9 protein-coding genes are annotated in these 24,748 nt (G+C 67.9%); all 9 read right to left on the bottom strand.

Translation table 11 applies throughout. The annotated features are described in order from the left end of the window. Positions 1-9: 9 nt before the first annotated feature. Positions 10-1,242, bottom strand: a complete 1,233-nt coding sequence (locus AU196_RS04175) for a phthiocerol/phthiodiolone dimycocerosyl transferase family protein (protein WP_059093825.1) — start codon at positions 1,240-1,242, stop codon at positions 10-12. 70 nt (positions 1,243-1,312) lie between these two features. Next, a complete protein-coding gene (locus tag AU196_RS04170) occupies positions 1,313-2,176 on the bottom strand; it encodes an ABC transporter permease (protein ID WP_059093824.1) in 864 nt (287 codons plus the stop codon). Continuing rightward, positions 2,176-2,985: an ABC transporter permease gene (locus AU196_RS04165; RefSeq protein ID WP_059093823.1), complete on the bottom strand. Its 810-nt coding sequence runs from the start codon at positions 2,983-2,985 to the stop codon at positions 2,176-2,178. The genes AU196_RS04170 and AU196_RS04165 overlap by 1 nt, the downstream gene beginning before the upstream one ends. Then, the gene (locus AU196_RS04160) at positions 2,982-4,082 is read right to left on the bottom strand and encodes a daunorubicin/doxorubicin resistance ABC transporter ATP-binding protein DrrA (RefSeq protein ID WP_059093822.1); all 1,101 of its coding nucleotides are present in this window, start codon (positions 4,080-4,082) and stop codon (positions 2,982-2,984) included. The genes AU196_RS04165 and AU196_RS04160 overlap by 4 nt, the downstream gene beginning before the upstream one ends. 71 nt (positions 4,083-4,153) lie before the next feature. Next, entirely contained in the window at positions 4,154-8,569 is a 4,416-nt protein-coding gene (locus AU196_RS04155; protein WP_059093821.1) for a type I polyketide synthase, read from the bottom strand. Next, complete coding sequence (locus tag AU196_RS04150; protein ID WP_059093820.1) at positions 8,566-13,119, bottom strand: type I polyketide synthase; 4,554 nt, start codon at positions 13,117-13,119, stop codon at positions 8,566-8,568. Before AU196_RS04150 ends, AU196_RS04155 begins: the two co-directional genes overlap by 4 nt. Positions 13,120-13,124: 5 nt before the next feature. Continuing rightward, complete coding sequence (locus AU196_RS04145) at positions 13,125-16,703, bottom strand: type I polyketide synthase (protein WP_059093819.1); 3,579 nt, start codon at positions 16,701-16,703, stop codon at positions 13,125-13,127. A 5-nt stretch (positions 16,704-16,708) separates the two neighbouring features. Further along, on the bottom strand, positions 16,709-21,451 hold the full coding sequence (locus AU196_RS04140) for a type I polyketide synthase (RefSeq protein ID WP_059093818.1): 4,743 nt from the start codon (positions 21,449-21,451) through the stop codon (positions 16,709-16,711). Next, positions 21,448-23,190, bottom strand: coding sequence for an AMP-binding protein (locus AU196_RS04135; protein ID WP_059093817.1), 1,743 nt, complete (start codon positions 23,188-23,190; stop codon positions 21,448-21,450). The genes AU196_RS04140 and AU196_RS04135 overlap by 4 nt, the downstream gene beginning before the upstream one ends. Between the last annotated feature and the right edge of the window lie 1,558 nt (positions 23,191-24,748).

Below are 24,748 nucleotides of genomic sequence, written 5' to 3'. Positions count from 1 at the left end.
ACATCCCCTTCAGTGTTGGTGTTCTGAGACCGCGGCCCGCAGGAGCGAGTGAATCAGGTCGATGGTGGTCTCGGCCGCGTCGACGTGGTGTTCGATCAGCAGCTCGCCGCCGACCACGCCGAACGAGTAGACGTCGATGACCGCCGACGACGCGCGGTAGAACTGGGATTGCACGCCGACCACCGCCAGTCCAGGCGGCGTGCTCATGGCCACCGCGTTACCGAGGTTCGTCGACAGCACCACATCGGGCAGACCTGGAATCGCGCCCTCATACTGCATGTTGAAGTGCAGAAGTGATTGCTGCACAACGCCGTCGGCCAGGTCGGCCTGGAACATGTCCGCAATGCCGCGGGCCAGTTCGACCATCGTGGTCTCGGGCGTGATGTGCGCGAGGTAGGTCGCGACCCCGATCGCCAGCGTGCAGCCCGTCGCGCTCACCGGCGGTTCCACCAGCGCACGCAGGTTCACGTTGTAGACGTACGGGATCGGGATGTGCGGCGTGCGTCGAACCTGCCACTCCGCCAGCAGGATCGCCGCCGATATGAGGTTGTTCACGAACAGCCGGTTGACCCGTCCGTACTTCACCAGGCTCGACGTCTCGGCCTTGCTCAGCCGGCATCGCGTGGTCGGGACCGCCGCCGGCCGCTCGGCTGCGCTTCTGGTGGTGAGACGTTTGGGTGGGAGGTCGTAGGCGAACATGGCCGGGATGAAGCGGTCCAGCCCCGACCGCTGCTGCTTGTGAATGCCCCGCTGCTCGAGAATCGTCTCGATCGGCTCGGGGGCCGGATTCGGGCTCACCGTGCCCGCGCTGCCCGTCGTGACAACCCCGGTGTAGCGCGCAAAGAGCTCGAACAGCAGCCCGGCCATGTGCGTTCCGTCGGCGAGGCTGTGGTGGATGAACAGGGTGAGCTCGGCGGGTGTCGCATCGGGCTTCACCAGGAGGTAGATCAGCGCCACACCCTGATCGAGTTGATCTGTGGGCGCGGGGTCACCCTCGAACTGCACCCACACTCCGGGGTGGAGGAGGTCATCGGCCACCAATTGGAAACTGCCGTCAGTATCGGGCTCGAGGTGCCCCGCGTACACCGGATAGGTCTCCAGTAGTGCGTCGAATGCATCCGTCATCGCATCGATGTCCACCTCACCGTCGAGCAGCACGGTGATGGACGTGAAGGTCTGCGTCTCGGCGAAGAACTTCTCGCTGGGGGCGAGCCGTCGGATCACCGACGTCGAGTACGCCATCAGAGTCCTTCCCGGTGCGCTGCCCGGTGTTTGGGGCCGGTGTGCGGAGGCCGTCCGCGGCGTCGTCCGCTCATCCGCGCATGCTGGCTTTGCGGTAGCCGATGATCATCGGGATCAGGCAGGCGAGGATGATGCCGGCCGACCAGGCCAGCGTTCCGATGCCGGGCTGCAGAACGGGGCCTCCGAGAGACAGCCCGCGCATCGTCTCGATCGCGTACGACACCGGCTGGTGCTCGACGGCCGGCTGCACCCACGCCGGGTACTGGTTCAGCGGGACGAAACCGCTCGAGAAGAACAGGCACAACGAGTTCACCAGGACGATCGCGTTCACCATGGTCGGGCTCGGCCAGTACAACGCGACGGTGAGAACCAGGATGGCGAAGGCGACGCCGAACAGCACCGGCACGCACAGCCAGGCCACCGCCGCGAGCGGGCCGTGTTCGAAACGAAGCCCGAGCGCGAAACCGACGGCCAACAGCAGCACGGAGTTGATCACCACGCGCAGGGCCTCCGCGGTGATCCGCGCCAACAGCCCCGAGGCGCGATGGATCGGCGTCACCCACAACCGCGCCAGCATCCCGTCGTTCTGTTCCGCGATAATGCCGACGGCGCCGACGGATGCGCCGTTCATGGCACCGATCACCGTCATGAGCGGGACGCTGCCGTACACCGCGGAGGCGCCCGTGACGGCTTTGATCGCGTCGCCGAGAACGATGTCGAGCACCAGGAGCATGAAGATCGGGAACACGACACCGAAGAAGAACGTCATCGGATCCCGCAAGAAGCGGGTCAACAGCCGCTTCGTCTGCACCCAGGCATGCGGGAGAAGCAACCGCAGCGAGTTCTCCCCGCGGGATCGGTCGATCGTCGGAAAGCTGTCGTCCCGCAAGATCGTGGATTCGGCCGGCCGAGCGCCGTTGTGGGTCATCGTCATCAGGACCGCCTCCGCAGGAGCATCACCGACACCGGCACCATGATCACCATCACCCCGACCAGCCAGGCCACTGACGGGCCGATGACCGACCAGCTGACCTCGCCGGCGCCCGGGGTGGTGTCGCCACCGAGCGCGCGCAGCGCATAGATGAACTGCGAGATCGGCTGGTTACGCACGATAGGTTGTATCCAGTCGGGGAAGTTCTCGGCGGGCTGGATTCCCACCGAGATCAGCCCGAAGATCAACTGCGGCAACATCAGCCACTGCGAGGTCGCCTCCGGATTCTTCGAATTGCTGCCCAGCAGGTCCGCCAGGAAGGACAGGACCAGACCGATCGCCAACAGCAGCACACAGAACAGGACCGCATTCAGCACGCCGCCGTGGAAGCGGAAGCCGATGATGTGACCACTGACCAACGCGGCGAAGGTGCCCACGGCGCACCGGTACAGGCCGGCCGACATGCGGGCGGCCATCGGCGTGAACGCCGGTATGGGCATCGAGTCGAACCGCCGGTTGATGCCCTTCACCGAGTCTGTCGCGGCACGGAGGGCGCCGGTGATCGCGGCGAAGGAGATGCCCTGGAGCGCAACAAGCGGCATCAGGAATTGCGCGTAGCTGCTCATCCCGGATCTGGGGCCGAGGATGTTGTTCAACGGGATGTACCACCCCACGGTGAACACCACCGACGCGACCAGAGCGGTGGCGACCTCGCCGTTGCGCAGCGTGGGCGACACCAGCCGGTTGGTCAGCACCCACCACTGTCCGAGCGTCTTCGGTTCCGGCCGGGGGTCGGTCAGCGCAGCCGTCATGACACCAGATCCGACGACGCGAGCGAGCCACGTCCGTTGCGGCGGTGCCGCCCCGTGCCGCCCGCGGAGCTGCCGACCAGTTCACCCGAGTTGCCGTCGTCCACCGCGTCGGAAGTCTTGGCCGCCGCCGACTCCGAGTCGGCGGTCAGGGCCAGGAAAACGTCATCGAGCGACGGACGCCGAAGTGCGATGTCCGTCAACTGAATAGACGCCGAGTTGAGCCGCGACAGAGCCTCGACGAGTGTGTTCGGCCCATCCGGCGCGGGCATCGCGATCCGGTCCGACGCGGCGGTCATGGCCGCTCGGTTCTGCTCCGGCAGAAGGGATCCCAGGGCGTCGACGATCGCCGGGAGGTCGTTGAGGTCGCGGGGGACAATCTCGCAGTAGCTACCGCCCGTGCGCTCCTTCAGCTCGTCGGCCGTTCCCTCGGCGACGATGCCACCGTGGTCGATGACGATGATCCGGTCGCTGAGCGCATCCGCCTCCTCGAGGTACTGGGTCGTCAGCAGTGTGGCGATCCCGACGTCCTTGAACCCGGAAACCAGGTCCCAGATGGTCTGCCTGCTCCGCGGATCGAGCCCCGTTGTCGGCTCGTCGAGGAACACGACCTCCGGACGCACCACCAGACCGCAGGCGATGTCGATCCGCCGCCGCATTCCACCGGAGTACGTACTCAATTTGCGGTTCGCGGCGTGGACCAGGTCGAAGGCGAAGAGCAGTTCCTCGGCCCGCGCTTCCGCGGCCTTCTTCGGCAGACCCTGCAGTCGGCCGAACAGCACGAGATTCTCTCGACCGGTCAGCATGTCGTCGAGCGCGACCTGCTGACCGGTCAGCATGATCGACCGCCGGACGCTCGATGCCTCGGTGACGACGTCGAATCCGGCGATCGTCGCCGTGCCGCTGTCCGGTTTGGTCAGGGTGGACAGGATGTCGACGGTCGTCGTCTTCCCGGCACCGTTGGGTCCGAGGAGGGCGACCACCTCGCCCCGCCCGACATCGAAGCTCACGCCTCGGACGGCATGGACGTCACCGAACGACTTGCTGATCCCATTGACGACGACGCTCCTGTCGGAGTTCGCCGTTCGGCTGTTCTGCATCGCATTCCTCTTCGTCGGTTGGTGCTTCGTCTGACGGTGCTTCGTCGGGTGGGGGCCTCGGGAGTCCCGGCTCATTCCGCGGACAGGTCCACGAGCGCGAGCTCCTCCATGGCGTCGGCGAGTTCGCCGTTCTCGCCTGCCGATGCGGTCGCCTCGGCCACGAGGTCGTTCAAGCTGGCGGGGAACCGTGCGGCCAACGTCTCCACGGTCGCCTGTGGGACGCGCCGCGTGTCGTGCCACCAGTCGAGGTGCAGTCCACCGGACGAACGGAACACGCGCAGTTCGATCGCGTGGCCCAACCCCGGGATCTTGTCGCGCAGGGACAAGGCCACGTCGGCGTCCATCTGGATGGGACCGTCCCCCAGGTCGATGTCGGGCACCACACCCTCGTTGGACAACAGGATGTCCGGCGGCGGGACGGCGCTGAGGGTGCGCGCGGTCGGTCCGTAGAGGAAGCGGAGCAGCCCGTACGCGATCCCCTGATGCGGCACGCGGTCCAGCGCGGTGTGGACGTCGTTCAGCGCGTCCACCGCCGACGACCTCTCGCGCCCGGCACAGGTCAGCGCCAGTGGGTAGAGCGTCGTGAATGCCCCAACGGTTCGCCGGGGGTCCACGTCCGGTTTCAGGATCGGCCGAGCGTCGCCGCGGACACCGACGGCCAGCACACCGTCACCGAGCGCATCCCCCACGGTCCGGGTGAGCGCGGCCAGCAGCAGCTCGTCGAGCGTGTACTGGTACATCCGCCGTGCGCGGTCGACCTCCTCGGTCTGCGCGGCGGACAGCGTCGTCCCGATCCGCACCAGGTGTTCGCTGGACGGCGGATCGCCGACGTGGTGGTCGGCGATGTGCATCGTCGTCCTGGTGGCCGTCTCCATCCAGTACTCGCGGCCGGCCAGCACCGAGGGGTGGGTGGTCAGTTCGGCGCAGCGTTGCGACCACGCCTGCCAGGACGCGGTGGCGGGCGGCAGGCTGATCTCCTGACCGGCGAGCCGCTGACCGAATGCGGTGATGATGTCGGTCAGCAGGATCTCGCGCGAGGTGCTGTCGACGACCATCTCGTGCACCGAGAGGGCGAGGAACCGCGGAGTCCCGTTCGCGTCGAGGATGTGGGCCGCGCGCAGCGGGGACATCGACAGATCCTCTGCCGACAGGTGGTCCGCCAGGAGCTCGAGAACCGCTTCACGTTCCCGGGCGGTGCCGTGGCCTGTTTCGTCGGGCAGGGTCAGGACCGTCGGGTCGACCGATTCCACCGCCTGGGTGATGCGCTGTTCCCAGCTACCGGCATGTGCGTCGACCTGCACACGCAGCGCGTCGTGGTGGTTCGTCACGGCGGTGAGCACGGAACGGACGTCGTCGACGCTGACGTCGGACCGCACCGTGAACAACAGTGGCACTCGCCACCGACCGGGGTCCCGGATGCCGTATTCGAGGAAGTGGGCGACGCTCGGTGGCACCGGCGGGTTGATCGCGTCGGCGGCAGGCATCTCGGCCAGCCCGCCGACCGAGAATCGCGCACCGAGTGCCCCGGCGAGCGCGGACACCGTCGGATACTCGTACAGATCCTGCGGTGTCAGGTCGAGACCCTTGTTCGTGGCGTTCATCGCGACCCCGATCGCGATCAGTGAGTCGCCGCCGATCTCGAAGAAGTTCTCCGTCGGATCGATCGAGGCGACACCGAGGCATTCACACCAGCTCTGTTGCAGTCGTTGCTCGATCGACTGACCGCTGTTGGCCGCGGCGGAAGTGACGACGGGTGCGGGCGCCCCGGATGCGTCGGAGGTCGAAACCCCCTGCGACCATTCAAGGCTCCGGTTCGGCTCGATCCAGTGCCGTTGCCTGTCGAACTGGTAGCCGGGCAACGTGACCCGCTGGGGCTGCGCCTTCGACAGTCGCGACCAGTCGAGGTCGACACCGGCGGTCCACAGTTGACCGAGGGCGAGCAGGAATGTGTCGTGGTCGTCACGGGTCTGGACCTGGTGGCGCATGAGCCGGACCGCTCGATGGTCGTCGGACCACCGCGGATGGCGAACGGCCGCCCCGGTCAGCGTCCCCCCGGGTCCCACCTCGACCAGTACCCGCTTCGGGGTGGCGAGCACCGTGGTGAGCTCGTCGGCGAAGCGCACGGTCGCACGGATCTGGCGCGCCCAGAACTGGGGGTCGGTCGCTTCCGCGTCGGTCATCCACGTTCCGGTGACGTTGGACAGCAGAGGAATTCGCGGGGCGTTCAGCCGCACCCCGGACAGGTACTCCGCGAACTGCGGGACCACGGCGTCCATCAGACGGGAGTGGAAGGCGTGCGAGGTCCGAACCCGGCGAGCGAGGATGCGACGCCGGCGCAGTTCGTTCTGGAGCGTCTTGATGTCCTCCTGTGAACCCGAGATGACGCAGCCACCGTGTTCGTTGATCGCGGCGACGTCCAGAGCCGGGCCGAGCAGATCGCCGATGTCCTCGCGGCCCGCGCCCACCGCGACCATCGCGCCCTCCGGCGAGGCGTGCATGAGTCGGGCCCGCTGCGCGACCACGCTGATGGCGGTGGGCAGGTCGAACACGCCGGCCAAGGTGGCCGCGGCGTATTCGCCGATGGAGTGTCCGGCGTAGGCCGCTGCCGTCACGCCGTAGAACTCGGCCAGCTTGCCGAGCGCGTATTCGACGGCGAACAGGGAGGATTGCGCCAGATCGGTGCGCTCCAGCTCCGGTGTTGCCGGCCCGAAGATCGACGCCTTGAGGTCGATGCCGAGCTCGGCGTCGAATCCCGCCGCGCATTCGTCGAATGCCGCCGCGAACACCGGTTCCGCGTCGTGAAGACCACGGGCCATGTCGCTGTGTTGGGCGCCCTGACCGGGGAACAGGAACACCACGCGGTCTGCTTCGTCTCCGGTGTCGACGCTGTCGCCGACGAAGACGTCGTCGCTGTCCGGTGTTCGGAGGACGGCGACCGCGTCGGCACGGTCGTGGACGACCGCACTCATCCGCACCGCATCGGTGCGCCGGCCGGCCAGCGTGAACGCGACATCGTCGAGATCGACGGGGTCGTCGCCTGCCAGCTCGTCGGCCAGCGCCGTGCGCAGCGCGCTCAGCGACTCCTCGGTTCGCGCGGACAGCCGCAGAACCTTGGGACCGTCGACCGGGGCGGTCACCGGGCGGGTGGGCGCCTCCTCGACGACAAGGTGGACGTTGGTGCCGCCGACGCCGAACGAACTCACCCCGGCCCGGCGGATCCCGTCCCACTCCCAGGGGGTGTACTCGCTCTGGATGACAAAGGGCCCGCGGTCGAGATCGAGCGCCGGATTGGGTTCGGTGTAGTGCAGCGTCGCCGGGATAGCCTTGTGCTGGAGGCTCAGGATGGTCTTGATCAGGCCCGCGATGCCGGAGACCTCGGCGAGATGGCCGATGTTCGACTTGACCGAACCGACCGCGCACGGGCCGGGCCGCGGGGTGTCGGAGACCCCGAACGCCTTTCTGAGCCCGTCGATCTCGATCGGGTCGCCGAGTGGCGTTCCCGTCCCGTGCGCCTCGACATAGCTGATCGTCGCGGGGTCGACGTCGGCGACCGCGTGCGCCTCGGCGATGACGTCGGCCTGCGCCGCGCCGTTGGGTGCCGCGTAGGTCATCTTCATCGAACCGTCGTTGTTGATGGCCGATCCCCGGATGACGGCGTGGATGCGGTCACCGTCCTCGAGTGCGGTGGCCAGTGGTTTGAGCACCACCACCGCGACGCCGCTGCCGAACACCGTGCCATCGGCCCGCGAGTCGAACGGCCGGCAGTGCCCGACGCCCGACACCATGGATCCTGGTTCGTGGAAGTAGCCGACGTGATGGGGCACCCGCAGCGACACCCCGCCGGCGAGCACGATGTCGGATTCCCCGTTGAGCAGGCTCTGGCAGGCCGAGTGGATGGCGACCATGCTCGACGAGCACGCCGTCTGCACCGTGACACTCGGTCCGCGCAGGTTGAACTGGTGGGAGACGCGGGTGGCGAGATAGTCCTTGTCGTTGAGCAGCGACATGTTCACCAGGTCGAAGGTCGCGCCCTGACCGAGGATGGTGTTCGGGTCGTGATGGGTGAGCAGGTTGTGCAGCAGGTAGATGCTCGATCCGCTGGTGGCGTAGACACCGATCGAACCGTCGAACCCCGCGGGGTCGCATCCGGCGTCTTCCATGGCGTGCCAGGCGGTCTGGAGGAACAGCCGGTGCTGCGGGTCCATCATGCGGGCCATCTGCGGCGGGAACCCGAAGAAGTCATTGTCGAATTCGTCGATGCCGTCGACGATGGGGGCCCGGCGGATGTAGAACGGGTTGGCCAGTGTCTGCTCGCTAATCCCGGCGGCGAGGAGTTCTTCCTCGGACAGCGTGACGATTGATTCCTCGCCACGGCGCAGGTTGTCCCAGAATGCCGACACCGAATTCGCGCCCGGGAGCCGTGCTGCCATGCCGATGACGGCGACCGCGTTGGGTGGTGGATCCTCCGGTGTGCCGAAAGCGTTCACAGCAGTTGTCCTTTCTTCCGCCGCACTGCGGCACCACGGCGCGCGGCGGCGCGCTGGTTGGCTTTCTCACGCACGTTGTCGACGGCGGTCGTTCCCGGCTCGGCGACTCCCAACTGGCTCAGCACGTCGGCGGTCACATCGTTGAGCGACCCGCCCTGGAGCAGCAGGGATACGGCGGGCTCGACGCCCAGGTCCGCGCGCGTGGCTTGCCGGATCCGCACGGCCATCAGCGAGTCCATGCCGAAGTCGATCAGCGGCGCCGAGGCGTTGATCGACGAGGGCTCGACGTATCCGAGCACCCCGGCCAGCCGCGAGAGCACCCTGTCGGCGATCACCCGCCGCGCCTCCGCCGCTTCCATACCCCGAACGGCGTCCAACCCGACCCAGCTGTCGCCGGCGTTCCCCTCGTCGGTCTCCGGCGTCGTGAGGTCGTCGAGGATGTGCATCGGCGCCCTGGTTCGGTAGGCGGCTCCCAGCCGGGTCCAGTCCGCAGCGACGACCGTCGACCGCACCGGGCTGTCGGAACCGATGGTCGACCAGAGAGCCTGGATGGCGACCTCGTCGGGCATCGGCTCGAGCCCCGAGTTGATGGTGACCTGGCGGTACTCGTCGGACTCGTTGTCCGCCAGCGATTTCCAGAACCCCCAGTTGATGGCGGTGGCCGGCAGGCCGGCGGCCCGGCGGGCGTAGGCGAAGGTGTCCAGGAACGTTGTGGTCGCGGTGTAGTGCGCCAGCCAGCGTGACCCGATCAGCCCGGAGATCGACGTGAAGAGGACGAACTGGCGCACCGGATGCCCCAGCGACAACCTGTGCAGGACGGCTGCCGCATCGAGCTTCGCGGTGAACATCGGGGTCACGTCGTCGTCGGTCATGTCCAGCAGCGTCACCGGTCCGCCTCCGAACGCGGCGAGGTAGATGCCGCCGAGCGGGGGCAGGTCGGCGCCGAAACGCTCGAACAGCGGGCGCATCGCGGTTTCGTCGGAGGCGTCCGCGGCGACCGTGACCAGCGTGACACCCCTGTCCGCCAGAGCCTGGGTGAGGTGCTGCAATCGGTTCCCCGGGTTGCGGGACACCGCGACGATGGTGCGGGCGCCCATGTCGGCCAACTGCTGGACCAGGTGCGGGCCGATGTTGCCGGTGGCACCCACGACGAGGTGTGCGGCGTCCGGATCGATCGACGCCTGGGCGGCCACCGCGTTGCCGCGGCGTTCCAGCCGGGGGACGCGGCGTACGCCCGCCCGGTAGACGACCTGGTCCTCCTCGTCGCCGGCGGCGGCCTCATCCAGCAGATACCGGGCCACGAGTTCGGCGGGCACGAGTTCGTCGACGTCGACGACCCTGCCCCAGATCTCGGGATGTTCGAGTGCGAGGGTGCGGCCGAGGCCCCACAGCACCGCATGGCCCGGATTGGCCCTGTCCCCCTCCTCGATGGGCTGTGCGTTGCGGGTGAGGATCCAGAGCTTCGCAGGCGTCGACGCCGTCACGAGGTGGTTGACCAGGTCCCGTGCCGCATCGAACAACGACCGGGCAGGCGCAGCGTCGAAACAGCGCGGCGCGGTCGCGGGCGCGTACACCACCCGGGTGGCCCCGGCCAACGCCTCCGTGAGCGCGTGGTGGTCGTGGACGGCGTGCTCGGCGAGGGTGGTCGCGGTGTGGCCCGCCCGGGTCAGCTGAGTGGCCACGTCGGCGCTGCCGATGACGAGCCACTGGTGCGCGGTGGTGTCCTGCGCGGTGAGATCCGCCGCGGTCCAGGTGAGATCGCAGCGCCATTCAGCGGGGATGACGTCCCCGGCGGTCTGTCCGGTGGTGTGGCGCACGGTGTGCGTGGCGCGGCGCGGCCCCTCCGATGCGAACCAGTGGCGGGTGTGATGCCACGGAGTGGTGGGCAGTTGAAGGTGGGGTTCGGGCGCGTGCGGGGTGACCGGCGGCCGGGTGGTGTGCGTGGTGTTGAGGTTGGTGTGGAAGGTGTGGGTGTCGTCGGTGTCGCGGGCCAGCGTGCCGATCGCGTGGTGGTGGCCGTCACCGAGCGTCTCGGCGATGGCGTGCGTGAGGATCGGGTGCGGGCTGACCTCGATGAAGGTGGTGTGTCCGTCGGCGGCCGCGGCCGAAACCGCCTGGTGCAACCGCGCGGGCCGACGCACGTTGGCGACCCAGTAGTTCGCGTCCAGCAGCGGAGTCGAGATGGTGTCGTCGACGGTCGACACGAACGGCACGGACGGCGTCTGCGGTGTGAGATCGGCGAGCGTCTGGCGTAGTTCGTCGAGGATGGGGTCCATCAGCGCGGTGTGCGAGGCGACCTCCATGTTCACCCGCCGCGCGAACCGCCCCTCCCCCACGACCGCCTCGATGACCGCGTCCACCGCTGCCGGCGGACCGGCCACCACCGTCTGTGTCGGCGACACGAAACCCGCGATGTCGACGTGCGGATGTGAGCCGACGACCGCCTCCGCGGCGGGCGCATCGAGTTCCAGGAGTGCGACCGCGCCCTGGCCGGCCAGCCGGGACATCAACCGGGACCGCACAGCGATCACCCGCAGCCCCTCAGCCGGGGTCAGAGCACCGGCCACCACCGCCGCGGTCACCTCACCCATCGAATGACCGATCACCGCATCCGGAGTCACCCCATAGGACCGCCACAACTCCGTCAACGCCAACTGCAACCCCATGATCACCGGCTGCACCCGCGAATCCCCCGACACAGCCTCACCATCGGCAAGCACCTGCTGCAACGAAAAACCCACCTGCTCAACAAAATGCGGCTCCAACTCCGCCACCGCCGCCGCGAACACCGGCTCATCGGCCAACAACCGCCGACCCATCCCCGCCCACTGCGAACCCTGACCCGAGAACACGAACACCGTCCCCGAACCACACGGACCCTCATGCGGCCGCACCACACCATCAGCCGGCCGCCCCGCCGCCAACGCCTGCAGACCCGCCACGGCCTGGGCGCGATCGCGCGCGCACACCGTCGCGAACCTGGCATGCCGGGCCCGGTGATGGTTGAGCGTGTGGGCCACCTCGGCCAACGGCACCCCGGCGCCGGTCATCCACTCCGCCAACGCCCCTGCCGTGGAGGCGATCCGGTCGTCGGACTTCCCCGACACCACCAGCGTGCACACCGCCGGATCCGACACCTTCTCACCGGCCACCACATCCGGGGCCTGCTCGACGATGATGTGCGCGTTGGTCCCACTGACGCCGAACGACGACACGCCGGCCCGGCGCGCCCGGGTCACCGCCGGCCACTCCATCCCGTCGGCCGCGATGGTGAACTGCGATGCACCAGGGCCCGCGTGCGGCGTCAACCGCTCGAAGTTCAGGTGTTTCGGAATGTACCCGCGTTGCACGCTGAGCACGGTTTTGATGAATCCCGTAACCCCCGCGCCGGATTCGAGGTGTCCGAGGTTGGTCTTCACCGAACCCAGCACCAGCGGCGCCGCGTCCCCCCGGTCGCCGAACACGGCGCTGAGGGCGTCCAGTTCGATCGGATCGCCCAGTGCGGTGCCCGTGCCGTGCGCCTCGATGTAGTCGATGTCGGTCGGACCCAACTGTGACGCCGTCAGCGCCTGCCTCATCAGTGCCTGCTGCGCGGGCCCGTTGGGAACCGTCTGCCCGCTGCTGGCCCCGTCCTGATTGACCGCCGACCCCCGCACGAGCGCCAGCACCCGGTCACCGTCGCGCAGCGCGTCGCCGAGGCGCTTGAGCACGACCACACCGCACCCCTCGCTGCGCACATAGCCGTCGGCGCCGGCGTCGAACGTCTTGCATTGACCGTCCGGCGCCAACATCCCCCAGCGGGACAGGGCGACATTGGCTTCCGCCTTGAGCATCAGGTTGACGCCCGCGGCCAGCGCGGTGTCGCTCTCCCGGCGACGCAGGCTCTGGCACGCCAGATGCACCGACACCAACGACGACGAACACGCCGTGTCCACCACCACCGCCGGACCGCGCAGCCCGAGGAAGTACGACAACCTACCCGCCGCGAAATTCGCCGCATTCCCGAACGGCACGTAGGCGTCATACTCCTCACGGCGCAGGCCGTCAGAGAGTTTCAGCATGTAGTCGTAGCCCGTCATGCCGACGAACACCGACGTCTGCGAACCGCGGATACCGTCCGGTGTGATGCCGGCGTGCTCGAGTGCCTCCCAGGCCACCTCCATCAGCAACCGCTGCTGGGGATCCATGGCCGCGGCCTCCCGCGGCGAGATCCCGAAGAACTCCGCGTCGAACTCGTCGGGCTCCCACCCGGTCAGGAACCCGCCCTCACGGGTACAGATCGTCCCCGGAACCGACGTGTCCGCGCTGTAGAACTCGTCGGCATCCCACCGCTTGGACGGAACCTCGACGATCCCACTGCGGCCATCGCAGAGCAACCGCCAGAACTCCTCGGGATCGCCCACCCCGCCGGGCAGCCGGCACCCTATCCCGACCACCGCGATCGGTTCGTACTGACCTCGCTCGGCGATTTCCAACCGTGCTGTCAGATCATCGATCTTGCGCAGCGCCTCGGTGATGATCGCGCGGCGATCCGGCGAACCAGCAGCCATCGAAGTCAGCTCACCTTCTCGGGCAGGGGTACCTCTGCGAGGTTCCGGAGGGAATCGACACCTTCCCCGTCGATCTCGCCGAGTACGACCAGATGGTCTGCGAGTGATTCGACGGTCGGATTGTCGAAGAGGACCGTTGACGAGATCTCCTCGCCGAGTGTGGCGAGCACCGCGCGTTGCAAGACGACGCTCATCATCGAATCCATCCCGAGATCGAAGAAATCCGCCTCGGGATCGAGGGCTTCGGGCGACGGCAAGCCCATGACCGCTGCGATGAGAACGCTGACATGCCGGCGTAGTAGCGCCCTTCGCCGATCGGTGGGAAGGGTCCGCCAGACTTCGAGGATGTCGCCGGCAGGCAGGGAGTCCTCGCCGCCGTCGTCCTTGGCGTCGGTCTCGTGAGGTTCGACCAGCACGAGCCCTCCCCAGATCCCGGCGTGATCACGGGCCAGGGTGCCGGCGAGTCCGCTGACGGTCATCCTGGCCACGGAACGCTCGACTCCGCCGTCCGGACTGCCCACGGGCGATACGGCGATGTGGAGTCGGGGCGGGGCGGCCATCGCCGTCAGAACCGATGTCAGCCGGCGCATACCGCTGAACAGACGGTATCCCGATTCGGCGTCGAACCCGTCCTCGGGCAGTTCGGGAACGAAGACGACGTTGCGCGCCGCGGCGAGTGCGTCGAGAAGCCCTGCACTGGAGGCGCTCTCGGCCAGGATCGAGGTGGACATCACAGTCGTCTTGTCGGCATCCAGCCAGGCCGGGGCGTCGTCCGCAAGCACCAGCCAGGACCCGTCTGCGATGTCGGCGGCCGACCGCACCGACACGTCGTGATCGACCGGCAGCTGCCGGTCGACCGGCGCCGTCGGGCTCACCCTGATCCAGTGGTGCGTGTGGTGCCACGGCGTGGTGGGCAGCAGAGGGTGGGGTTCGGCCGGATGCGGGGTGACCGGCGGCCGGGTGGTGTGCGTGGCGTTGAGGTTGGTGTGGAAGGTGTGGGTGTCGTCGGTGTCGCGGGCCAGCGTGCCGACCACGTGGTGATGCCCCTCGGCAAGGGTGTCGCCGATGGCACGGGTCAACACCGGGTGCGGGCTGATCTCCACGAACGTGGTGTGTCCGTCGGCCGCGGCGGCCGACACCGCCTGGCGCAACCGGACCGGCCGACGCACGTTGGCCACCCAGTAGTCGGCGTTCAAAAGCGGCGCCGTGGTCGTGTCGTCGACGGTGGAAAAGAACGGGACCGTCGGCGCCTGCGGCGTGAGATCGGCGAGCGTCTGGCGTAGTTCGCCGAGGATGGGATCCATCAGCGCGGTGTGCGAGGCGACCTCCATGTTCACCCGCCGCGCGATCGCGCCCGCCGCCGTCGCCGCCTCGATGGCCGCGTCCACCGCCGCAGGCGGACCCGCGATCACGGTCTGCTCCGGCGCGAGGTGACCGGCGATGCTGACGTCGTCGAGACCGGCGATCAACGCCCCGGTCGAATCGGCATCCAGGGTCACCAGGGCGACCCCGCCCTGACCGGCCAGCCGTGACATCAGTTGCGAGCGGACCGCGATCACCCGGAGTCCCTCGGCCGGGGTCAACGCACCGGCCACCACCGCCGCGGTCACCTCACCCATCGAATGACCGATCACCGCATCCGGGATCACCCCACAGGACCGCCACAACTCCGTCAACGCCAACTGCAACCCCATGATCACCGGCTGCACCCGCGAATCCCCCGACACAGCCTCACCATCGGCAAGCACCTGCTGCAACGAAAAACCCACCTGCTCAACGAAATGCGGCTCCAACTCCGCCACCGCCGCCGCGAACACCGGCTCATCGGCCAACAACCGCCGACCCATCCCCGCCCACTGCGAACCCTGACCCGAGAACACGAACACCGTCCCCGAACCACACGGACCCTCGTGCGCGTTCACCAGCCCGGCGGCGTGATGGCCGACCGACAGGGCCCGGAGCGCCGTCACCGCCTGGGCGCGATCGCGCGCGCACACCGTCGCGAACCTGGCATGCCGGGCCCGGTGATGGTTGAGCGTGTGAGCCACCTCGGCCAACGGCACCCCGGCGCCGGCACCGGCCATCCACTCCGCCAACGCCCCTGCCGTCGAGGCGATCCGGTCGTCGGACTTGCCCGACACCACCAGCGTGCACACCGCCGGATCCGGCTCCCACCGGGCGGGTTCCGGTGCGGGGGCCTGCTCGATGATGATGTGCGCGTTGGTCCCGCTGACTCCGAACGACGACACGCCCGCCCGGCGGGCCCGGGTCACCGCCGGCCACTCCATCCCGTCGGCGGCGATGGTGAACTGCGCGGCGCACGGGCCCGCGTGCGGCGTCAACCGCTCAAAGTTCAGGTGTCTCGGGATGTAGCCGTACCGCACGCTGAGCACGGTCTTGATGAATCCGGCAATGCCGGCGCCGGATTCGAGGTGTCCGAGGTTCGTCTTCACCGAACCCAGCACCAGTGGCGCCGCGTCCCCCCGGTCGCCGAACACGGCGCTGAGGGCGTCCAGCTCGATCGGATCGCCCAGTGCGGTACCCGTGCCGTGCGCCTCGATGTAGTCGATGTCTGCCGCGGTCAGTCGCGACGTCGCGAGCGCCTGACGCAGCAACGCCTGCTGCGCAGGCCCGTTGGGAACCGTCTGCCCGCTGCTGGCCCCGTCCTGATTGACCGCCGACCCGCGCACCACCGCGAGCACCCGGTCACCGTCGCGCAACGCGTCGCCGAGGCGCTTGAGCACGACCACACCGCACCCCTCGCTGCGCACATAGCCGTCGGCGCCGGCGTCGAACGTCTTGCACTGACCGTCCGGCGCCAACATCCCCCACCGTGAACAGGCGATGCTGTTCTCGGGGCTCAGCATGAGGTTGACACCGGCGGCGAGCGCGGTGTCGCTCTCCCGGCGACGCAGGCTCTGGCACGCCAGATGCACCGACACCAACGACGACGAACACGCCGTGTCCACCACCACCGCCGGACCACGCACCCCCAGGAAGTACGACAACCGCCCCGCCGCGAAATTCGCCGCATTCCCGAACGGCACGTACGGATCGATGTCCTCGCGCCGCAGCTTCCCGGCGAACAGCAGCGAGTAGTCGTTCGTGGTGAGCCCGACGAAGACACCGGTCTGCGTGCCTCGGAGGTTCTGGGCGGGAATCCCTGCGTGTTCGAGCGCTTCCCAGGCCACCTCCATCAACAACCGCTGCTGGGGATCCATCGCCGCCGCCTCCCGCGGCGAGATCCCGAAGAACTCGGCGTCGAACTCGCCCGGCTGCCACGACGTCAGGAACCCGCCCTCACGAGTACAGATCGTCCCGGGCACCGCGTTGTCGGCGCTGTAGAGCTCATCGGCATCCCACCGCTCCGGCGGCACCCGCACGATTCCCGAGCGGCCGTCCTGCAGCAGCTGCCAGTACCCGTCTGGGTCCGAGACCCCACCGGGCAACCGGCACCCCATACCGACCACCGCGATCGGTTCGGTGTCCCCCTGCTCGGCCACCGCAAGTCGCGCGGACAGGTCATCGATCTTGCGCAGTGCCTCCGTGATGATCGCACGGCGATCCGACGAACCAGCAGCCATCAGACTCAGCTCAGCCTTTCCGAGAGTTGTTGGAGCAGTTCGTCGTCGCTGAACTCGTCGTAGTCGTCGACGGCTTCGGCATCGGCGATCTCGATCATTTCGGGCAGTACCGTGGCGAGATACTCGGTGAGCCCGTCCACAGTGGGATAATCGAAGATCACCGAGGCCGGCAGTGTCTCGCCGAGGCTTGCGCCGAGTTCACGCTTGAGGGTCACGCTCATCAGCGAGTCCATCCCGCATTGGAAGAATCCCGCGGACGGGTCCACCAGCTGAGCGCTCGACAGTCCCATCGACGAGGCGACGAGCGAACGGACATGGCTGCTGAGCACGTACCCCCGCTCTTCAGCGGGGCACGTCCGCAGTTCGCGCCGGAAGTCGGTCTCAGGGACCGTCGCCGTCGTCTGCGCGCTTTCCTCATCGCTGTTCTCGACCGGCAACAGCTCGTCGACGATGCGCAGCGCGGCGCGCGTACGGTAAGCCGCGGCCAGTCGCGGCCAGTCCGCGGCGACCACGGTCGAGCGTGCGGGCGCTCCGGCGGCGGTGACCGACCACAGCGCCTGGATCGCCACCTCGTCGGGCATCGGTTCGAGGCCGGACTCCATCGTGATCTGGCGTTCGTGCTCGCTGTGGTTGTCCGCCAGGGACTTCCACAAGCCCCAGTTCACGGCGGTGGCCGGCAGGCCGGCCGCACGACGCGCGTAGGCGAACGTGTCCAGGAACGTGGTCGTGGCGGTGTAGTGGGCCAGCCACCGCGAGCCCAGCACACCGGAGATCGACGAGAACAACACGAATTGCTGGACGTCGGTCGTCAGCGACAAGTTGTGCAGAACTGCCACCGCGTCGAGCTTCGGGGCGAACATCGCGGTGACGTCGTCGTCGGTCATCTCCGTCAGCGTGACCGGCCCGCCACCGAACGCCGCCAGATAGATCCCCGCCAGCGGGGGCAGGTCGGCGCCGAAACGGTCGAACACCGTGCGCATCGACTCCTCGTCGGCGGCGTCGGCGGCCACCGTGACCAAGGTGGTGCCCCGGGCGGCGAGGGTCTCACCGAGCGCGCGCAACCGGTCGCCCGGATTGCGCGACACCGCGACGACAGTCGTCGCTCCCATATCGGCCAACTGTTGGATGAGGTGCGGTCCGATATTGCCCGTCGCTCCCACGACCAGATGGCTGCCGGACGGATCGAGCCCTCGGCCCGAGACCTGCGGCACCGCGGTCCGGCGCAACCGCGCTACCCGACGCACCCCGTCGCGGTAAACCACCTGATCCTCGCCGTCGTCGGCCGCCGACTCGGTGAGCAGACAGCGGGCGGCCAGCCGATCGGGGACCGACTCGTCGAGGTCGATCACCGCTCCCCAGATCTCCGGGTGCTCGAGCGCCAGCGTGCGGCCCAGACCCCACAACACCGCGTGTGCGGGGTTGGCTCGGTCGCCCTCGGTGAGGGGTTGAGCGTTGCGGGTCAGGAAGACGAGACGACCCGGGTCGGCCATCCGCGCGATCGCCACTGCGATCCGGCGGGCGGCGTCGAACAGTCGACGGCCCGGTGCGGCCTCGAAGACCTTCGGGACCGCAGGCGCGTAGACCACATGGTCGGCAGCCGCCAGGGCGGCCTCCAGTCGGTCCTCCGGCGTGTACTCGTCGAGGACGGTCACGTCCGCGCCGTCTCCCAGTTCCCGCCGCATCTGGGCCGCCAGCGCGGAGTCCCCCACGACCAGCCACGAGCCGACGGCGCGCTGGGCGCCGGTGAGTGGCCGGTCCGGCCAGGTCAATTCGCAGTTCCACTCCGCAGGAAGCACTCCCACCGACGAATCACCCTGCACGACAACGGTGGTGGAGGTCCGCCGCGCCGGTGTGAGGTCCATCCAGTGCCGGGTGTGCTGCCACGGCGTGGCGGGCAGGACCGGGTGGGGTCCGGGCGGGTGTGGCGTGACCGGCGGGTGCGTGGTATGCGTCGTGTTCAGGTTGGTGTGGAACGCGACGGTGTCGTCGGCGTCGCGCGACAACGTGCCCAGCGCGTGGTGGTGCAGGTCCCCGAGCGTTTCGGTGACCGCGTTGGTCAGCATCGGGTGCGCGCTGATCTCCACGAAAGTCGTGTGGTTGTCGGCGGCGGTGACGAATGCCTGGCTCAGCCGCACAGGTCGCCGCACATTCGCGACCCAGTAGTCGGCGTCCAGCAGCGGCGTCGTGCTGTCCTCGACCGTCGAGATGAACGGGATCGCCGTGGTGTTCGGCGTGAGGTCGGCCAGTTCGGACCGCAGTTCCTCCAGGATGGGGTCCATCAACGCGGTGTGGGAGGCGACCTCCATGTTCACCCTGCGGGCGAACCGATTCTGACTTTGCACCGCCGCGATCACCGCGTCCACCTGTGCGGGCGGGCCGGCGACGACCGTCTGCCCCGGCGAGACGTAACCCGCCACCGCGACGTCCTCGTAGTCCGCGATCAGGGTCTCGGCCGCATCGGCGCCCAGGGTCAGGAGTGCGACCGCGCCCTGGCCGGCCAGCCGCGACATCAGCCGCGACCGCACCGCGATCACCCGCAACCCCTCGGCCGGCGTCAGAGCACCGGCCACCACCGCCGCGGTCACCTCACCCATCGAATGACCGATCACCGCATCCGGACTCACCCCATAGGACCGCCACAACTCCGTCAACGCCAACTGCAACCCCATGATCACCGGCTGCACCCGCGCATCCCCCGCAACAGCCTCACCATCAGCAAGCACCTGCTGCAACGAAAAACCCACCTGCTCAACGAAATGCGGCTCCAACTCCGCCACCGCAGCCGCAAACACCGGCTCATCGGCCAACAACCGCCGACCCATCCCCGCCCACTGCGAACCCTGACCCGAGAACACGAACACCGTCCCCGAACCACACGGACCCTCATGCGGAACCACCACACCGTCAGCAGGCCGCCCCGCCGCCAACGCCTGCAGACCCGCCACGGCGTCGAGGCCGTCTCGGGCGCACACCGTCGCGAAGGTCTGGTGGCGGGTGCGGTGGTGGTTGAGCGTATGGGCCACATCGCTTAACGCGACGCCCGCACCGGGTCCCGCCATCCAATCGGCCAGTGCGGCGGCGGCGGCTCCGATCCGCTCGGGGGACTTGCCCGAGACGACCAGCGTGCTCACTGCTGCAGCGGGGTGTTGTTCGCCGGCGATCGCGTCCGGCGCCTGCTCGAGGATGACGTGGGCGTTGGTTCCGCCGAATCCGAACGAGGACACCCCGGCGCGGCGAGCGCGCGCCACGGTCGGCCATTCCTGTTCGTGGTCAACGACTTTCAACCGCAGCTGGTCGAACGGAATGTGCGGGTTCGGCGACTGATAGCCGGCGTTCCCGGGGATCCGTCCGTGCTGCAACGCCAACACCGTCTTGATGAATCCGGCCACCCCCGCCGCGGCCTCGAGATGACCGAGATTGGACTTGACGGCGCCGACGAGCAGCGGTGAGGTCGCGGGCCGCCCGCGGCCCATCACCGAACCGAGGGCCCTGGCCTCGATCGGATCGCCCAGGAAGGTGCCGGTGCCGTGCGCCTCCACGAAATCCATGTCCTGCGGTTCGACAGCGGCGTTCGCGCACGCCGACCGCAGCACCGCCATCTGCGCGGCCGGGTTCGGCGCCATCAGACCGTTCGAACGCCCGTCCTGGTTGACGGCGGACCCGCGCACCACCGCCAGCACCCGGTCACCGTCGCGCAGAGCGTCCGGCAGTCGCTTGAGCACCACCACACCACAGCCCTCGCCGCGCACGAAGCCGTCAGCGGCGGCGTCGAACGAATGGCACATCCCCGTCGGCGACAGGGCGCCGGCCTGGTCGAAGCCGTGGAAGACGGCGGGCGAGAGCAGAAGGTTCACCCCGGCGGCGAGTGCGAGGTTCGAGTCGCCCGACCGCAGGCTCTGGCAGGCCAGGTGGATGGCGACCAGTGAGGACGAACAGGCGGTGTCCACCGTGATCGACGGGCCACGAAGGTCCAGGAAGTACGACAACCGGTTGGCGATGATGCTCAACGCCCCACCGGTGTTGCTCCACGCGTCGACTCTGGGCAGGTCCGTCGATGCGAGGTAGCCGTACTCGCTGAAGCATGCACCGGCGAAAACGCCTGTCTGCGAACGGCGCAGCGAGGCGGTGGGAATGCCGGCGTGCTCCAGCGCCTCCCAGGCCACCTCCAGCAGCAGCCGCTGCTGCGGATCCATCTTGACGGCCTCGCGCGGCGAGATGTCGAAGAAGTCGGCGTCGAAGCCTTCGATGTCGTTGAGGAACGAGCCCCACCGCGTGGTGCGCGCCAGCGCCGACGCCATCTCCTGCGATCCGTCGTCGAACGGCGCCCAACGTTCGGCGGGCACCTCCCCCACCGTGCAACGTCCCTCGGTGAGGAGATCCCAAAGGGCTTCCGGATCGGAGATGCCACCAGGCATGCGGCAGCCCATCCCGATGACGGCGATCGGCTCGGTGCCCGAGACGTTCGGGGCATCGACGATCGCCTGCGTCTCCACCTCCGAGACCGGAGCGCTCAGGAACTCGATGAGACCGTTGACCGTCGGGTGCTGCCAGAAATCGACCGGCGAGACCGGCCTTCCAAGCCGCTCCGCCAGCTCACCGGACAGCACGACGGCATCACGGGAACCGAGCCCGAGGTCTGCCATCGACGCATCGAAGTCAATGCTTTCGGGTGCGCATCCGACGTGCGTGATCAGGTAGTTGACCAACCAGTCGCGCAGACCCACATCGTCGAGCGCCGCCGACGTCATGCCGGTAGATCCAGACGCTCGAACTCTCCTCGCCCGTACCGCTCGACACACGTGGAACGACGGATCTTGCCGCTGGTGGTGATCGGGATCGAACCGGGCGCGACAAATACGATGTCGGCAGCCCTGACCCGGTGCGTGGTCGAAACAGCCGCCGTGACCTGACGCTTGAGCGTGTGCAGGCGTTCCTGGTGCTCGTCGTCGGAGCCGCGCTTCTTCACCTCGACGATCGCGACGAGGTGTTCGGTCTCCCCGCTGGGCACCGAGATCGCGGCGACTCGGCCACCGGACAGTTCCTGGATAGTGGCCTCGATGTCGTCCGGGTAGTGGTTCGACCCGTCGACGATCAGGAGATCCTTGATCCGGCCGATGATGAAAAGCTCACCATCGGAGATGACGCCCACGTCGCCGGTGCGCAGCCACGGACCTGACGGCGTTCCGGCCGACGTGTTGACCAGCCGTCCGGAGAACGCCCGCTCCGTCTCCTTCGGACGCTGCCAATACCCCCTGGCGACGTTCGCGCCGTGAACCCAGATCTCGCCGACCTTGCCCGCGGGGTTCTCTGTGCCGGTTTCCGGGTCGACGATGCGCAGCATCGTCGACCGCACCGTGCCGTGACCGAGTAGATCGGTGCCGCCGACGGCTTCGCTCTCGCACCGCATCGCGTGTCCGCTCGAGAGCTTCTCGTAGTCGAACCGGACGATGTTCGGAGCGTGACCCCGGTCGGACGTCGCCACATACACGGTGGCCTCGGCGAGACCGTAGGAGGGTTTGACCGACGCGGCTTTCAATCCGAACCGGGTGAAGCGGTCGAGGAAGCGGTTGACCGTTGCGGCGTGCACCCGTTCGCTGCCGCTGCAGATTCCGAGCACGTCGCCCAGATCCAGCCCGGCCATGTCCTCGTCCGTGGTCCGGCGGACTGCCAGCTCGAACGCGAAATTCGGTGCTGCAGTGAACGATCCGGGATTCATGGCGAGCTGCTGTATCCAGCGCGCGGGACGCTGCAGAAACGCCATCGGGCTCATCAAGACGGCGGAACGGCCGCTTACCAGCGGTGCGCACACTCCCTTGATCAGACCCATGTCGTGATAGAACGGCAGCCACGATACGAAGGTCATGCCCGGCGGCGTCTTGCCGGAGCAGTCGAAGTAGTCGGTGAACGCCTGATCGACGTTGACCACCACGTTGTCGTGGGTCACAACGACGCCGGCGGGAACGCGAGTCGAACCCGATGTGTACTGCAGGTACGCGATCTTGGACTGTCGGGCCGGCGGCGCACCCACCTGAGCTGGGGCGTCGAGGTCCAACGAATCGACCTCGACCACCGCCGCGGCGCGGCCGGAGCCACCCTGTGCGTAGCGGGTGACCTCACCCGCCACCGCGGACGTGGTCAGGATGACCGACGGCGCACAGTCCCGCAGCACGCTCGAGATCCGCTCGTCGTGAACGCCGTACTGCGGCACCGACAGTGGAGCGGCGATGAGGCCGGCCTGCAGCGACCCGAAGAAGGCGACGATGTAGTCCAGGCCCTGCGGAGCGAGAATTGCGGCACGGTCGCCGGCGGCACCGAACAACGTCAGTTCCTCTGCCAGCACCTGCGCTCGGTTGTGCAACTGGGCCCAGGTGAGCGTCTCGGCGTACCCGTTCGGATCGACGTCGAAGTCGATGAACGTGTACGCGGCGTCGTCAGGCTGCTGTAGCGCCCGCTTCTGCAGCAGTGCGGTCAGAGACGATTCAGTCATGGTCCTACCCGTTTCTTCAGTGGCCGTCGGTTGAGAAGTGCGTGTGCGCTCGCCATCGACGGCGCTTCCCTGCGGCCCGGCGCCGCCGCGCGTCCTCCCCAGGTGCGCGCCCAGCGTGCCGGAGCCCTCGGTCGAATTGACCGTCAATGTCGTCCCCCAGTGCTCCCCACCAACGAATTCCGGTCATCGTGAACCACCCCTGCGGTTTCGTTGATCGCCATACCGTACAACGGCAATCCGAAACTTAAACCTGAAATTCTGGCCGCATCATTGCACTCGTTTCGTACGCAAATTACCCCTCGCTGGGGCCGACTGCGGGTGCGGCCCCTACCAGCGAGTTTGACGCCCGTCAAGCAAATTCGAACCGTTCACGGCGGTCTCAAATCAGCAACGGCCGCATCCGGCCGCAACACCCCCCGATCCGGTCCCCACCGCACCCGGGGCGGTAGTTCCAGCAATGATCGCCACCCCACCGCAGACCGACCGGACGGCCGAGCACGGCCCGCGCCGACCTCCGGAACGGCCGGGAACGCGGCGCCACCGCACCCAGGCGGGCTCCGGCGTCGACGACCACGGACACACCTACGGTGACACCCGGTGCCATTATCGGCGCAGGTGATCGCGTTCGCCACGATTTCAGGAGGTGTCGACATTGTGAACAACGGAATCCGTTGTTCAGGCATGGCGCAGCGCCTTGATTCCCCGACCCGGACCGCATCAGTCACCAGGCACTTGACACTGGCGTCACTTCGGGCAAGGACCCTGGCCGACGGTGATCCGCGCGAATCTGCGCGGCGTCGGCGAAGTTACCGCAACGTCGCGGACCGGTCCCGGCAACGCACGATGTCACCTGACAGGCAAACCGCAATGCGGGAAGCCCGCACGCTCCCCGACGCCAACTCCGCGGCGAAGGAAACATCGCCCGTTGTGTCGAAAGACCATTTTTCGGGCATACGCGAGTTTATGGCCGGATGCGAAATTAGTGAAAAGAAATTCCGTGACGATTGTTTGTCAGGCTATCCAGCTGGCCGACTAAGACTATTGTGCACAATGGAGCGATATGACACTGCCACTGATGTATGCCACGTCGTGTCACCGGTCGCGACGGCGGGCGGTGACCACAGCAGCCCGCCGACCAGCGCGAACCGCCGCACGGCCGGTGGTCGTCCCCCTGCCGAATACTGACGCTTGCAACGGTTTCGGAGGCCGGGCCCGTTGCCCCCGCTGAACTGCGCGCGCGCCTCGGCCGATTGACTGCAAATCCCTCCACGGCCCACTGGGCGGTCACGAATTTCTTATCTGATTCTCAGTTGGCGCCACGCTCAGCAGCCTTCCGAACGATCGAATGAAAGTCCGAGATCTCGGAAATTGACGATTGGGACGAAAGCTTCCGAGGCATGGCCGAGTGGCTCCAGCAGCAACCGCCGCTGCCTACTGAGCGCATTGCTGTGCCCCGTCGGGCTGCACATCCAGGCAGGTCACAGGAAGTCTGCGTTCGGAAAGACCATTGCGATGACTTCGCTGATCTGTCGCGAAGCGCGTCACTTTTCGGCGATCA

Origin of the sequence: Mycobacterium sp. IS-1742, from assembly GCF_001500125.1 — a bacterium.
Lineage (GTDB): Bacteria > Actinomycetota > Actinomycetes > Mycobacteriales > Mycobacteriaceae > Mycobacterium.
The sequence above is the reverse complement of the archived record's forward strand: the minus strand, read 5'-3'. Positions and strand labels throughout refer to the sequence as shown.